General features: G+C 72.3%; 12 protein-coding genes. 1 reads left to right on the top strand and 11 read right to left on the bottom strand.

From position 1 onward, the window contains the following. Positions 1-39: 39 nt before the first annotated feature. Genes SACCYDRAFT_RS13860 through SACCYDRAFT_RS13875 form a run of 4 tightly spaced genes read right to left on the bottom strand, consistent with a single transcriptional unit; the run spans position 40 to position 4,891 of the window. On the bottom strand, positions 40-1,725 hold the full coding sequence (locus SACCYDRAFT_RS13860; RefSeq protein ID WP_005457019.1) for an AMP-binding protein: 1,686 nt from the start codon (positions 1,723-1,725) through the stop codon (positions 40-42). Between the two features lie 12 nt (positions 1,726-1,737). Further along, a complete protein-coding gene (locus SACCYDRAFT_RS13865; RefSeq protein WP_005457020.1) occupies positions 1,738-2,979 on the bottom strand; it encodes a cytochrome P450 in 1,242 nt (413 codons plus the stop codon). Positions 2,980-2,993: 14 nt separating this feature from the next. Continuing rightward, positions 2,994-3,749, bottom strand: coding sequence for a class II aldolase/adducin family protein (locus tag SACCYDRAFT_RS13870; protein WP_005457021.1), 756 nt, complete (start codon positions 3,747-3,749; stop codon positions 2,994-2,996). Beyond that, positions 3,749-4,891, bottom strand: coding sequence for an LLM class flavin-dependent oxidoreductase (locus SACCYDRAFT_RS13875; RefSeq protein ID WP_005457022.1), 1,143 nt, complete (start codon positions 4,889-4,891; stop codon positions 3,749-3,751). The genes SACCYDRAFT_RS13870 and SACCYDRAFT_RS13875 overlap by 1 nt, the downstream gene beginning before the upstream one ends. Positions 4,892-5,018: 127 nt before the next feature. On the opposite strand from SACCYDRAFT_RS13875, the gene SACCYDRAFT_RS13880 reads away from it, so the two are divergent. Beyond that, positions 5,019-7,391 carry a CoA transferase gene (locus tag SACCYDRAFT_RS13880; protein ID WP_198284925.1) on the top strand — a complete coding sequence of 791 codons (2,373 nt, stop codon included), beginning with the start codon at positions 5,019-5,021 and terminating at the stop codon, positions 7,389-7,391. Between the two features lie 14 nt (positions 7,392-7,405). On the opposite strand, the gene SACCYDRAFT_RS13885 is transcribed toward SACCYDRAFT_RS13880, so the two are convergent. The 7 genes from SACCYDRAFT_RS13885 to SACCYDRAFT_RS13915 are packed head-to-tail and all read right to left on the bottom strand — an operon-like array spanning position 7,406 to position 14,328. Further along, positions 7,406-8,896, bottom strand: a complete 1,491-nt coding sequence (locus SACCYDRAFT_RS13885; RefSeq protein WP_332306975.1) for a class I adenylate-forming enzyme family protein — start codon at positions 8,894-8,896, stop codon at positions 7,406-7,408. Positions 8,897-8,933: 37 nt separating this feature from the next. Beyond that, positions 8,934-10,073 (bottom strand): steroid 3-ketoacyl-CoA thiolase, encoded by a 1,140-nt coding sequence (locus SACCYDRAFT_RS13890; RefSeq protein ID WP_005457025.1) that lies wholly within the window; start codon positions 10,071-10,073, stop codon positions 8,934-8,936. Next, a complete protein-coding gene (locus tag SACCYDRAFT_RS13895; RefSeq protein WP_005457026.1) occupies positions 10,070-10,768 on the bottom strand; it encodes a 2-hydroxychromene-2-carboxylate isomerase in 699 nt (232 codons plus the stop codon). Before SACCYDRAFT_RS13895 ends, SACCYDRAFT_RS13890 begins: the two co-directional genes overlap by 4 nt. Next, positions 10,765-11,661 (bottom strand): acyl-CoA thioesterase, encoded by an 897-nt coding sequence (locus SACCYDRAFT_RS13900; protein WP_005457027.1) that lies wholly within the window; start codon positions 11,659-11,661, stop codon positions 10,765-10,767. The genes SACCYDRAFT_RS13895 and SACCYDRAFT_RS13900 overlap by 4 nt, the downstream gene beginning before the upstream one ends. Further along, positions 11,658-12,455 carry an alpha/beta fold hydrolase gene (locus tag SACCYDRAFT_RS13905; RefSeq protein WP_005457028.1) on the bottom strand — a complete coding sequence of 266 codons (798 nt, stop codon included), beginning with the start codon at positions 12,453-12,455 and terminating at the stop codon, positions 11,658-11,660. Before SACCYDRAFT_RS13905 ends, SACCYDRAFT_RS13900 begins: the two co-directional genes overlap by 4 nt. Next, the gene (locus tag SACCYDRAFT_RS13910) at positions 12,452-13,333 is read right to left on the bottom strand and encodes a beta-ketoacyl synthase N-terminal-like domain-containing protein (protein WP_005457029.1); all 882 of its coding nucleotides are present in this window, start codon (positions 13,331-13,333) and stop codon (positions 12,452-12,454) included. Before SACCYDRAFT_RS13910 ends, SACCYDRAFT_RS13905 begins: the two co-directional genes overlap by 4 nt. Next, positions 13,330-14,328, bottom strand: coding sequence for a beta-ketoacyl synthase N-terminal-like domain-containing protein (locus SACCYDRAFT_RS13915; protein WP_232283676.1), 999 nt, complete (start codon positions 14,326-14,328; stop codon positions 13,330-13,332). The genes SACCYDRAFT_RS13910 and SACCYDRAFT_RS13915 overlap by 4 nt, the downstream gene beginning before the upstream one ends. Positions 14,329-14,411: the final 83 nt, after the last annotated feature.

Below are 14,411 nucleotides of genomic sequence, written 5' to 3' on the forward strand. Positions count from 1 at the left end.
GCGGCATGCGGCGACGGTCACAAAAACTCCTTGTGGCAGTCAAGGTTTCGCCAACTCCCCGACCGTGCTGCCCGCCTCGTCGAGTTCGCCGTTCAGAAACCGGCGGAACAGTTCACGCCGACGCGGCTTGCCGCTCGTCGTGCGGGGCACGCGCGCCGCCGGTACGCGCCGCACCTCCACGCTCGCTCCCTCACCGAGACGATCGAGCGTCGAGCGGATCCGCTCGATCCGCGCTCCGGACTCCGTCGTGCCGACCACGGCCAGCACCACCGGTCGCGCCGCCCGCGAACCGAGGGCCACCACGGGGCGCGCACCCTCGTGCCCCAGTACCGCCTCCAGGTCCTCGGCGTACACCGTCCGGCCGCGGATCTTCATCGCGTCGCCGAGTCTGCCGAGGACGAACAACTCGCCGTCGAGGAGGAAACCCGCGTCGCCGGTCCGAACCCCGCTCCCCTCCAGGCGGGACCCCGTGGCCTCGGAATCGCCGACGTAACCGGAGGCCACCATCGGCCCCTCCACGCTGATCTCACCGACGACACCGTCGTCCACCGCATCGCCGCGGTCGTCGAGCACCCGAACCCGGGCACGGCCCAGCGGAGGACCGCAACTGACGATCTCGCGCGCCGCCGGGACGTCGGCACGGACCACCCGCGCGCCGGGCACCAGCGTGGCCGGGTCCACGGTCAGCGAACGCCAGCCACGTCCGGCCGGGGTTCCCGTCACCGCGAGGGTCGCCTCGGCCAGCCCGTACGCGGGCGCGAACGCGGCCGGGTCGAAGCCGTGCGGCCCGAGCAGGTCGTGGAACCGGCGCAGCGAGTCGGGGTCGATCCGTTCGGCGCCGAGGATCAGCACCCGCCACGAGGAGAAGTCCGCCCCGGCGAGGTCTCGGGGACGGACCCGCGCGCTGATGTGGTCGAGCCCGAACACGGGCATCGCGGACAGGGCCGCCCGGTGTTCGGAGAAACAGCGCAGGTACCGGAGGGGCCTGCGGACGAACTCCGCCGTCGGCAGCAACCACAGATCCGCCTGGTGCGCCACCGGACCGAGCAGGCAGCCGACGAGGCCCATGTCGTGATGCAGCGGCAGCCACGACGCGGTGGGCGTGTCCGGTGTGTGGTCGAGCCACCCGCCGAGCGTGGAGAGTGTGGTGGCCAGAGCTCCTTCGGAGACGCGGACGCCGCGGGGCGAGGCCGTGGACCCCGAGGTGAACTGCACGAGCACCGTGCGGTCCGGCTCAGCCGGTGCGAGCAGGCCCACCGGCTCGCCGGTGAGCCGTCCCCCGGTGTGCCGACCGGCCCCCGTCATAGCCGATGTGGCCTCCTCGGCGATCTCCTCGGCGATCAGAGCGCGACGATCACCGGTGTGGCCCCGATGCCGCGTGCTCGTCACCACGAGGGTGGGCCGAGCGTTGTCCAGCACGGCCTCGATCCGCAGTGTGTGTTCCGCCGCCGGGCCGAACAGTGGAGGCGGAGCCACGGGCGCGGCCGCCGCGCCGACCGCCGCGGCGGCGTAGAGGGCGGCGACGAACTCCGGCCCGGTGTCGAGCAGGATCGCGACGACGTCGCCCTCCCGCACTCCCTCGGACCGGTACACCGCGGCGAACCGTCCGGCCAGCCCGGCCAGACGGGGGTACGGCCAGTGGTCCCAGCCGTCGCGGTGTGCGAACCGGATCCCGGTACTCTCACGTGGCGAGCGCAGCCACGCGGTGAACTCCCGCTGTTCCACACGCCCCCTCGGTCATCGGCCCAGTGTGACGGGCAGTTCCTTGAAGCCGTTCATGAAGTTCGACGCGAGACGCGACCCGGACCCCGCCCGCCGGAGCCGCGCCACGTGCGGCCGCAGCGCCGTGAACAGCTCCACGGCCTCCTGCCGCGCGAGGTGCCCGCCGAGGCAGAAGTGCGGGCCGACACCGAAACTGAGATGCGGGTTCGGGTCGCGGGCGAGGTCGGGAACCTCGGGGCTGTCGAACACCGTCTCGTCGTGGTTGGCCGCGATGTAGTAGAGGATCACCTTGTCGCCCTCGGCGATCGGTTGGCCCTCCAGTTCCGTGTCCGCCGTCGCCGTGCGCCGGAACTGCATGATCGGGGTGACCCACCGCAGCATCTCGTCCACGGCCTTCGACACGTCGGCACCGGCGACGAACCGCTCCGCCAGCCGGGGGTGCTCCAGCAGCAGATCGATCCCTCCGGAGATGAGGTGACGCGTCGTCTCGTTGCCCGCGACGACCATGAGCAACCAGGCGTGGCAGAACGCCGACTCGTCGAGCGGTTCGGGTCCCGTGACGAGTGCGCTGACGAAGTCGTCACGCGGCGAACGACGACGGTCGTTCGCCAGTCTGCGGGCGTAACCGAACGCCTCCGCGATCGTGCGGGTGAACGTGGTGACGTCGTTGCCCCCGATGTCGGGGTCGTCGAACCCGACGAGGTTGTTGCTCCACTCGAAGAACAGGTGCCGGTCCTGGCTCGGCACACCCAGCAGGTCGGCGAGCACCAGCAGCGGCAGTTCGGCGGCCACGTCGGCCACGACGTCCCCACCGCCCTCGGCCACGAAGGCCGACACCAGCGAGGCCGCGTGGTCGTGGATCGACTGGGCGAGCGCGGCACGGGTCGGCATCGCGGAGACGATCCGGCGCCGCAGCACGCCGTGTTCCGGCGGGTCCATGCCGATCAGCAGTTGCCGGGAACGCTCCAGATCGGCCCACGACTTGGGGTCACTGAGGAACGCTCCCCTGGCCGCCGACGAGAACAGCGTCGGTTGCCGGGACGCCGCCACGACGGTCTCGTGCCGCGTGACCGCCCAGAAGCCGGTTCCGGTGTGTTCGACGAAGCCGGATCCCGAGCGCAGCCGCCGGGTGGGCTCGGGCACCCACGCCACGGGTGCCTGGGAGCGCAGCCGAGCGAACTCGGCGAGTGGCGGTCCCTGCCGGTAGGCGGCGGCGTCGGCGATCGAGGTGGTGCGGACGTCGTCGGGTGTGGGCATGGTCGGCATCCGTTTCAGTCCAGGAGGTCGGGGTGACGGCGCACGATGTCGGCGTACAGGGGGCGGAAGTTGAACCGGCCCATCTCGGGAGTGCCGATGGTGCCGTAGGTGTGCCGCGCCGAAGCCGGGTCGATCAGGTGCGGCTCACCCGCCGCCTCGGCGAGCAGTTGCACCTGACAGGAGCGGTCCATGGTGAGGAACCACCACGCCGCCTCCTCGACGGTGCCACCGACGGTGAGCAGACCGTGGTTGCGCAGGATCACCGCCTTGAACGGGCCGAGACTCCCGGCGATCCGCTCGCCCTCCTCCTTGTCGGTGACCACACCCGAGAAGTCGTCGTGCACCGCGTGGTCCTCGAAGAACGCGCACGCGTCCTGTGTGATCGGCAGCAGCGGCCGGCCCAGCGCGGCGAACGCGCGGCCGTGCAGCGAATGCGTGTGGGCCGCGGCCACCGCGTCCGGGCGGGCGGCGTGCACGGCGGAGTGGATGGCGAACCCGGCCGGGTTGATCCGGCCCTCGCCTTCGACGACCGTTCCGTCCGGAGCGACCAGCAGCAGGTCGCTGACCCTGACGTGGGCGAAGTGGACGGCGAGCGGGTTGATCCAGAAGTGGTCCGTGCGCTCCGGGTCGCGGGCGGTGACGTGCCCGCCGACACCTTCGTCGAATCCCCGTTCGGCGAAGAGCCGGAACGTCGCCGCGAGGCGTTGTTTGCGCCGCAGCCGCTCCTCCTCGATCGTGCGGATGGGCCGCCGGGACTGCCCCGTCGCCATCAGGCTCCGCCTCCCGCCACCTGCGCAGGAACCGGAGCCGTCGCTTCGCCCGGGTCGAGCACGCCGCGCTCCCGCAACAGCGGCAGCACCCCCTCACCCACCCAGTACGCCTCCTCCAGATGCGGCTGTCCCGACAGGATCAGGTGCTCGACGCCCGCCTCGTGCAGCTCCGTGATCCGGTCGGCCACCTCGGTGTGCGAGCCGACGAGCGTGAGTCCGGGGCCCTGGCGGATCAGGCTGAAGCCGGTCCACATGTTGGGGGCCACCTCCAGGCTCGACGCGTCGCCTTCGTGCAGTGCGGCCATCCTGCGCTGGCCCACGGAGTCGGCGGTGGACATCCGCTGCCGCGCGTCCCGGATCTGCTCCGGGTCGAGATGTTCGAGGACGCTGTTCGCCACGGCCCAGGCGTCTTCGGCCCGGTCGCGGCTGATGATGTGGAGCCGGGTGCCGAACTCCAGGGTGCGGTCCGGCGCCGTGACCGCCGCCTGCTCCCGCACGCGGGCGAGTTGCGCCGTCAGCTGGGGGATCGGCTCGGCCCAGCACAGGTAGACGTCGGCGTGCCGCGACGCCACCCGCATCGCCGCTTCGGACGACCCACCGAGGAAGATGCGCGGCCACGTGCTCGGCGGGCGCATCACCCGGCCGCCCGCCACCGTGAAGTGGTCGCCCTCGAAGTCGGTCCTGCCCTGCCACAGCGAACGCAGCACGGCCAGGAACTCCTCGGTACGGTCGTAGCGGCTGGCGTGGTCGAGGAAGTCGCCGTAGCGGCGTTGCTCCTGCGGGTCACCTCCGGTGACCACGTTGAGCAGCAACCGGCCGCCGGACAGGCGCTGGAACGTCGCCGACATCTGCGCGACCAGCGTGGGCGCCATCAGGCCCGGCCGCAGCGCGATCATGAAGCGCAGCCGTTCGGTGTGGGCGGCGAGCGCGGAGCACACCAGCCAGGGGTCCTCGCAGAACAGTCCGAACGGCGCGAGCACACCGTCGAAACCCTGCCCCTCCGCGGCCCTGGCGACCTGCGCGAGGTAGTTCAGACCGATATCCCGCCGGCGTTCACGTCGCTGTCCGTTGCCGACACGGCCTTCGGCAAGGTCACGACCGTCACCGTGGAGCGGCAGAAACCAGTACATCCGCAACGTCATCGCGCCCTCCCGTACCCGGTCGCGCTCACGCTCGCCGCTTCCGCGGTGTGGTGTCAACGCGCCGCGAACGGCACCGGAAGTGTTGCCCGCACCGGCGCCGCACCTGATCGTGCGTGGCATGGGTTGCATGGACAACGCGGCGACACCGCACGCGCCGCTGGCCGGTCTGCGGGTGCTCGAAGTGGCGACCGGTGTGGCGGGCCCGTACGCGGGGCGGCTGCTGGCGATGCTCGGCGCCACGGTCGTGAAGGTCGAGCCGGCCGAGGGCGATCCCGCGAGGACGATCCCGGTCGACGGCGGGCCGCAGGTCTCACCCAGCCCGCTGTTCGTCCACCTCAACGCGGGCAAACGCTCGGTCGGCGCGGAGTCGATCACGCCTGAGGAGGGTCTGGCGTGGGCCGACGTCGTGCTCAGCGACCGGGTCGCTCGGGACTTCGGACCGTGGGAGGACACCGGCTCGGTGGCGGACCCGCCGATGCTCGTCTCCGTCACGGCCTGGGGTACCGGCCACGACGACCCGGGCAGCCCCTCGGACGAGCTGCTCGTCCAGGCCGCGTCCGGTCTGCTGGCGGCGACGGAGCAGGACGGTCAACTGTGGCGTTTCCCCGGTTGGCAGTCCCAGTACCTCGCGGGCGCGTACGCGGCCGCTGCCGCACTCGCCGGTCTCGGCAGGCACGGCCGAGCCGAGGTGACCTGGGTCGGCGCGGCGCGCTCGGCGGTGGAGTGCCAGGCCGCGGCGACGCTGTACGGGGTCACCGCACCCCACGGCGACGAGCGCGAGGAGGAGGTGCGCCAGGCGGGTTTCCAGACGAACACCTTCCCCTCCGGCGCCTTCGCGTGCGCCGACGGCTACGTCGTGCCCGGCACGGTGCGCGGCAAGGACTGGACCACCCAGTGCGAACTGTACGGCCGCCCCGACCTGGTGCTGGACCCGAGGTTCAGCTGGCGAGACCGCTGGCGCAACCGCGAGCAACTGCGCGCCGAGATCGCCGACTGGTATCTCGCCCGGACCCGGCGGGAGATCTTCGACCTCGCGTTGAAGTCGGGCTGGTCGGCAGGCATGGTGCTGTCCGCGCAGGACGTGCTCACCGACCCGCATCTGCGGGAACGCGGTTTCGTGGGCACCGTCTCCGGCGCGGCGCGGGGGCCGATCCCGGTGCGGCCCTGGCGGGTGGAGAACACCACCGCGCCCACCGTGGTGCGACTCGCCCGGCGCGGTGAGGACGACGGGTGGTTCCAGCCGCGCCGACCACGTTCCCGGCCACTGTGGCCCGTACGCAACGGTTTGCGTGTCGTGGAGCTGACCTGGGCGTGGGCGGGCCCGTTCGTGGGCCGGTTCCTGGCGAGTACCGGAGCCGACGTCATCAGGGTCGAGGCCGGCGCGCATCCCGACGGGTGGCGGACCCGGTTCCGCCTGCGGGACCTCGGAACAGCACCCGGTGAGCAGCACGCTCCCACCGACGTCACCTACGACGCCTCGGCACAGTTCAACAGCCTCAACCGCGGCAAGCGCGCCGTGTCGGTGGACCTGTCCCGGCCGGACGGGGCGCGGGTCTTCCGGGAGCTGGTCGCGGCGGCCGACGTGCTGGTGGTCAACATGAACCACCGCGTACTCGCCGACCGTGGTCTGGACGGCTTCGTCCGCGAACAGGTGGAGCGCGGGCTCGTGCACATCACGATGCCCGCGCTCGGCGCGGTCGGCCCGGACCGCGCCATGCCGGGCTTCGGCATGCTCACGGAGGCCATGGGCGGTTTCGCGGCGAGGTTCGGTTCGCCCGGGGAGGGAGCTCGGACGAGCCCCACCTACTACCCCGACGCGGTCTCCGGCGTGCACGCCACCGTGGCCGTGCTGGCCGCGCTGGCCGCGCGCGCGGCAGGCGGTCCGGGCGCCGCCATCGATTTCTCCCAGCAGGAGGCCCTGTGGTTGCAGTTCGGCGAGGGTGTCGTCCTCGCGGGACAGCAGGGCCGCTCACCGGCCAGGCTCGGTAACGCGGAGCCGGGCGCGGCCGACGCCGGAGTGCTGTCGGCCGCCGACGGCCACCTCGCCTACGTGGTGGCCACGGAGCAACAGGCACGTGCCGTGCGCGAACTTCTCGAACGGGACGGTGGGACCGGTGGGACAGCGCTGAGCGAGGCACTCACCGCGTGGGCGGCACACCGGGACACCGACGCCGTTCGCGAGGCGCTGCGCGCGGCCGGTGCCCGCTGCGTGGCCGTCCAGCACATTCGGTCGTTGTTCCACTCGGGCACGCTGGCCGCGCAGCGGATGCTCGAACTCGTCGACCACCCGGTGGCGGGAAAACGCGCCTACCTCGGTATCCCGGTCGCCCTCGACGGCGAACCGTTGCGGGCGGACGGGCCCGCACCGATGTTCGACCAGCACACCGACGAGGTCCTCACCGAATGGCTCGACTACTCGCCGGAAAGGCTGGCGGCACTGCGAGGGGACGCGGCCATCGGCACGGTGCCGAAAGGCTCCCGCCCTCGCGCCCGCTCGTGAGCGCGGGGCGCCGCTCACCCGTCGGCGCCCCGCACGGCGGCCAGCATCGCCGCCAGTGCGGGGCGCGAAACCTTCCCGTTCGCGGTCATCGGCAACTCGGGAAGCCTGAGCACGTCGTAGGGTCGCTTGTCGTCCGAGATCCGGCCCCGCATCCAGTCCCGCACCTGGGCGGCGTCGAGGTCGGTGTCGCTGACCACCGCCGCCGCGACACGCTGTCCCCACACCGGGTCGGGCACACCGAACACCACGCACTCCCGCACGTCGGGATGCCCGCCCAGGACGGCCTCGATGTCGGCAGGCACCATGTTCACGCCACCACTGATGATCATGTCGTCGGCACGTCCGGTCACGTGGACATAGCCGTCGGCGTCGACGAAGCCCACGTCACCGACGGTCTGCCAACCGCCGCCGGGAGCCTGCTCCTCGCGGCGAGCCGTGCCGAGCCGCTCGTCGCCGCCCACGTAGCCGTCGAAGGCGAGCGGTGTCCGCGCGTGCAGCACGCCCTCCTCCCCTGCTCCGAGGCGTCGCCCGTCGCGGAAAGCGGCCACCTCGACACCGTCGAACGGTCGCCCCGACGAGCCGGGGTGGTCGGCGAACTCGCGGGCGTGCAGCGCGGTCGTCGGCCCCAGTTCGGTGCTGCCGTAACACTCGACGAAGCCGGGCCCGAACAGGCGCACCGCTTCCCGCTTCAGCGCGTCGGGGAACGGCTCACCCGACACCACGACGTGGGTGGGTGTGGGAAGCCGATCCCGCCGGTCCCGCCCCGCGCGGACCAGCCGTCGAAGCTGGGTGGGGGTGAGGAATCCGCTGTTCATGCCGTGCTCCGACGCGAAGTCCAGCCACGCCTCGGCATCGAACCCGCGTAGCAGTCCGACGGTGCCGCCTCGGGACAGGGACATCAGCGCGCACGTCCAGGGGCCCGAATGGGTCAGCGGTCCGGACACGAGGAAGCGGGTTTTCGCCCCGAGACCGAAGCCGTTGGCGATCCGCTCGGCGAGGCGCCGGTCGCCCCTCGTCCGCAGCGCTGCCTTGGGGCGGCCGCTCGTGCCCGACGTGAACAGCAGGGACGCGCCCGCGCCGAGCCGGTCGGTGTCACCGGTCGGCTCGGCGCGGGCCGCCACGAGCCCGGCCCCCTCCGGCAGCGGTTCGGTCACGTCGAGCACCGGCACCCCGTCCGCCACGTCCTGGACCCGCTGTCGCTCGGCACCGTCCACGACGATCACGGCCGGTGCGGCGACCGCGATCCGGCCCGTCAGTTCCTCCGCCGTGCACCGCCGCCCGAACGCCACCACGGGGGCGCCGAGTCCGCGAGCGGCCAGCGCGACGGCGAGCACCTCGGCGCGGTTGGCCATGATCCAGCCCACCCGTCCCGAAGGCCCCGCCCCGTGCGCGGCGAGTGCCGTGGCGAACCGGTCCACCATCTCGTCGAGTTCGCCTCGGGTGAGGGTGCGATCGACCTCCACCACGGCCGGCGTCTCCGTCATACCTGTCCCCTGTCGTCGGATCCGGCCTGTCTAGCCCGTCCCGGACCGTCCCGGACCGTCACAGCCGCTGCAGCACCGTGGCCGTACCGAGTGATCCTCCGCAGCACATCGTCACGAGCGCGTGCTCGCGGTCGCGCCTGCGCAGTTCGCCGAGCGCGGTGGCGACCAGCCGGGCTCCGGTGGCTCCCATCGGGTGCCCGAGCGCGATCGCTCCCCCGTTGACGTTGACGCGGTCGAGATCGGCGCCGGTGCGCTCGACCCACGACAACACCACACTCGCGAACGCCTCGTTGACCTCCGCGAGGTCGAGGTCGGCCAGCGCCATCCCGGTCCGGTCGAGCACCGCCCGGGTCGCGTCGACGGGGCCGTCGAGCAGGTAGTACGGATCGGCCCCGACGAAGGTGTGCCCCACCACGCGGCCGATCGGGCGAAGGCCGAGTGCTTGTGCCCGCTCGGCCGACATCCACAGCACGGCCGCGGCTCCGTCCGACACCTGCGAGGTGGTCGCGGCGGTGTGCAGGCCCTCCCGCAGGGTCGTCCGCAACGTCGCCAGGGTCTCCGGCGTCGAGTCCCGGATTCCCTCGTCCTCGGTCACCACGCCGTTCGGGGTCTCCACCGGCACGATCTCCTCGGCGAACACGCCACGGTCGCGAGCCGCCGCGGCGAGGCGTTGCGACCGCACCCCGAAGGCGTCGAGCTGCTCCCGGGTGTGGCCCTGCCTGCGGGCGATGCGTTCGGCACCCCCGAACTGCAGGCCCGGCGGGTCGTCCCAGGGGTAGTCGTCGGTCTGGTAGTCACGCTTGCCACCGGGAATGTTCGCTCCCGCGGGCACGCGGCTCATGCTCTCCACACCGCACGCGATGCCGAGGTCGAGCACCCCCGCGTCGATCTGCGCGCGGATCAGCTCGTTCGCCTGCTGCGCCGACCCGCAGCTGGCGTCGATCGTGAGGCACGGCACCGTGTGGTCGAGCCCGGTGGACAGCCACGCGCAGCGGGTCACGTTGAACCCCTGCTCGCCGACCTGGGTCACGCAGCCGCCGACGATCTGCTGCACGGCGGACGGTTCGAGACGGTTGCGGCGCAACAGCTCCAGGAGCACGGTCCGCAACAGCTCGGCGGGGCGCATTCCGGACAGCACACCGCCGCGCTTGCTGATCGGCGTCCGCACCGCGTCGACGACGACGGCGCGGGAGGTCATCCGCAGCCTCCCGCCGTGTCGGTGTCGTACGCACCGACCAGGTCCCGCACGGCCGCCGGCGCGGGTGGCACCTCGGGCACAGGCTCGCCGGTCAGCGCGGCCACGAAGTCGTCCACCCGGTCCAGCCCCCAGAACCGCTCCCGTCCGATCCGGAAGTACGGCACCCCGAACACGTCGTCCTCGTACGCCCGCACCAGCGCCTCGGTGCCCGCCTCGCGCAGCCGGGGATCGTCGGGCGCGGCGACCAGTTCGTCGCCGGGCAGTCCCGCCGCCTCGGCCACCGCCCGTACCACCTCGGGCGTGCACACGTTCTCCCCGCGCTCCCACCGGGCGGCGGTGATCCCGGCGTAGAACTGCGCTCCCCTGCCGAGTTCGGTCGCTCGGATCCACGCGAGATGCGGCAGTTCCCACCACGGGTCCACGTCGACGGGCCACGTCATGGTCAGCCCGTGCTTGCGGACCTGGCGCCGCACGTCGTAGAGGATGTACAGGTGCTTGGCCTTGCTCATCTGCTGGTAGTGGAAGTCGGCGCCACGCTCGTGCAACGCCGCCGTGGTGCGCTCGTCCGGGTCGTAGTACGGCAGCAGCTCCACCCTCTCGGTGAGATCGGGCACGGCGCCCAGCAGCTTCGTCATGGCGATCCAACTGAACGGGCTGCGGAAGGAGAAGTGCACCCGTGGCCTGCGTGCGCTCACCGGCCCTCACCTCGCCGCAGCGTCTCCACCGTCTCCTCGTCCAGCTCCGCGAGCTGACCGACGGACTCGCCGCGGGTCACCGCGTAACCGTGCAGGATCGTGCCCGCCGCCACCAGCCTGGTGTGGTCTCCCTCGACGACGTGACAGGTCATGCGGCCGTCGAACGCGCGCCCGGCCACGATGTCGTCCACGGCGAACGTGGTTCGGACGACGTCGTCCATGCGCGCCTCGCCGTACACCGCGACCCTGGCCCTCGACACGACCGGGATCCAGCCACGCTCGGCGAGCAACCTCGGCACCGACAGGCCGACCGCGGCGAGGTAGCGGTCCACCGCCTCCTCCATCGCCGCCACGTACGTCGAGTGCTGCACGACGTCCGAGTAGTGGCAGTGGAAGTAACGCGCCGTCCAGTCCCAGGAGAACTCCCCCGGCCGTCCCGCGATCTCCTCGGAGGCGACCGGGGAGGTGAGCAGCGCCCGCAACTCCTCGGGCACCTCGGCACCGTGGCGCTCGGCGGCCGCCTCCGGGACCAGTGCCACCGTGAGCCTGCCCCGCAACACCCGCGCAGGGCTCTCACCACCGGTCCGCAACCGCACGGTGAACGTGGCGCCGCCGGTGCGGGTGACCTCGGCGGTCACCTCGTCGTCCACCTCCAGTGTGGCGGGCAGCAGCACGGAGGAGTCGAGCACGCGCAGCCCGACGCCGTACTCGTGGAACAGCCGCTGCGGGCCGAGATCCCGCTCGCGGAACCAGCCGAGCACGGCCTCCTGCGCCAGCTGCATGAACTGCTTGAACCCGATCCACGTGCGGATGTTGGCGCTCTCGTAACGAGGGCGCAGGTGCGTGACGACACTGCGCTCCTCCACCTCCCGCGCGAGCGGTTCAGCGGTCATCGGTCTTCGCTCCTTTCGGCTCGGTGTGCGGTGGGTGACGCCGCGAACCGCGTCAGCAGCTCGGCAACCTGTTCCGCATGCCGGATGTGGCAGAAGTGGTCGAACTCCGCATGCCAGGTCAGGGTCGCGTCCGGCAGCGCGCCGGTGAGCCTGGACAGCTGCGCGCGGGACGCGCCGGGATCGCGCTCGCCCGCGACGACGAGGACCGGGATGCCGAGCGACTCCATGGGAAGGTGCCCGCTCGCCACGTACTGTTCGAAGACGGCCAGAAAGCCCGTCAACCCGATCCGCTCGAACACCTTGTCGGTCATCGACTCGACGAGCGCCTCGCCGATCCGTTCGAGTCGTCCGCCGAGCCGCGCCCGCACGGCCTCCCGCATCTGGAACTCGAACGCCTCACGGGAACGGTTCCAGGTCCGCCAGGTCGGACGGGGCTCCGGAGCACGGTAGAACGGAACGATCATCGCGAGTGCTCCCGCGCCGCAGTACTCCCGTGCCACCGCCTCCAGCGACGCGTTCGCCCCGAACGAGTGGCCGACCAGCAGGTCGGGTTTGCGGTCGAGCCGGTCGAGACCGGTCGCGATCCACGACGCGGGCGGCGCGGTCCACCGCCAGCCGTAGTCGTTGCCCGCGCGCCAGGGCATGTCGAGCGCCACGGTGTCCCAGCCGTCACCGAGTGACTCCGACACGGACCGCCACGAGCGCCAGTCGTCCTCCAGCCCGTGCACGAACACGGCCAGGGGGCGATCCGGCCGCGACGGGCCGAGCCGCTTCGGACGTACCTCGGCGTTCATCCGCGCCCCGCGGTGATCCGGGTGGAGCGGAAACCCTCTTCCGGAGCACCACACACCGCGGTGATCGAACGCACCGTGGAGTCGGCGGCGACGACGGCCGCCGCGACGGCGACCTGGAGCACACCCTCGGCGCCGTAACCGCGCCCTCCACTCCCAGTGTCCACTGTGACTCTCCCGTGTGTTGTCGAATCGGCGAAGAGCCCGCTGTCGTGTGCGGTGGACTCGACCATGACGTCGTGCAGGAACGCTCCGCCGTCCTCGGCGTGCCCCGCTGCCTCCAGTACGACGCAGGCCGCCACCGGCACCCCCGGCGCACCGGTGGCGCGGGTGAGCAGGGCGTCGGTCACCTCGTCGCGTGGCTCGACACCCACCACGACGACCCGGCCGGCCCGGCCGGACAGCAGCAGCAACCTGCCCAGCCCGACGGCGTCGAGTCCCGAGGAGTGGCCCGAACAGACGGTCAGGTTCGGACCGCCGAACCGGAACCAGATCGCCACCGTGGAGGCGATCACGTTGCTGGACGCGTTGGGCGCATCGAGCGGGCTCACCGCACGCACGCCGCCGTCGCGCAGGGCGGTACCGAGCCCGGCCACGGTCGCGACGTTGCCGAGGTTGGAGCTGACGATCACCGCGGTGCGCGGATCCATCTCCTCCGCCGAGCGGCGCGGTGCCCGCTCCGGGAGGCCGAACGCCCGGTGCACCGCGCACAACGCCATCCTCGTCGCCGGTTCCTTGGCCAGCAGTCCCTTGCGCCCGAGCAGTTCGGCGGCGCGTTCCGGAGGCGGGACGGGGTCCGGCTCCCAGTGTTCCGTGCGCGTACCGGGGACCGGCTCGGGAAGGCACACCGCCCGCCGGGTGATCGCGACCAGCCGGTTCACGCTGCCACCTCCGGAGCGGCCAGCAGGGTGACGGCGTTGACCCCACCGAAGCCGAAGGCGTTGACCTGCGCCACCCTCACCGGCAGCGGCACCTCGGCGGGGTGGGCGAACCGGAACCCGTCCGCCTCCCCGATCGCCTCACGCAACCCGACGACACCCGGTACCCGGCCCGCTCGCATCGCCCGCATGGCGACGTCGACGTTGACCAGCGCCGCCGCGCCCGAGGTGTGCCCGACCGCGCCCTTCACCCCGGTGAGCACGGGGCGGCGCGGCCCGGAGAAGACGCGCCGCAACGCGCGGAGCTCGGCGGGATCGTTCTGTTCGGTTCCCGTGCCGTGGGTGACGACGAGATCGACCTCCTCGGCACCCACCCCCGCTCGCGTGAACGCGTCCCGCATCGACCGCACCATGCCCGCCACGTCCGGGGCGGTCTCGTGGTGCGCGTCGCAGCACAACCCGGTGGCGAGCAGTCCCGTTTCTCCCGGCCCGGCGGTCCCGGCCGCGACGACCACGGCGGCGGCGCCCTCGCCGAGCAGCACACCCGTGCGGTTTTCGTCGAAGGGCCGCACCTGTGTCGTCGGAGCCGGCGTGACCCGCCCGATCATCGCGAGCATCGACGCCGTCATCACGTCGGTGCCCGCCGCGACCACCCGCTCGGCGGCACCGGAGTCGACCAGGTCCTGGGCCAGCGCCAGCGCGTGACCGGACGCACTGCAGGCGTTCGACAACGTGATCACCGGGCCCAGTCCCTCGCCCAGCTCGGCGAGGCAGGGGCCGAAGTGCAGCCGATGCAGTTCGAGTTCGTCCCTGCCCTCGGCCCACCGCTCGACGGCACGCAGTTCGCGAAGGCCGGTGCCGACCACGACGGGCACGCGCTCGGTTCCGGCGTCCACACCGGCGTCCGCCAGCGCACGCGCCACGACGGAGGTCAGCAGCCGGCTCGCACCGTATCGGGGCTCGGGACCGTCGTCGGCCGGGTGATAGGCTCGCGTCACGTTGACCGAAGCAGCGTCGACGTGCCGTAGTGGCCCCACTCCGCTACGACCCTCGAGGAGCGCTCCGAACGTGGCGGCGCCGT

This window comes from Saccharomonospora cyanea NA-134, assembly GCF_000244975.1.
GTDB lineage: Bacteria > Actinomycetota > Actinomycetes > Mycobacteriales > Pseudonocardiaceae > Saccharomonospora > Saccharomonospora cyanea.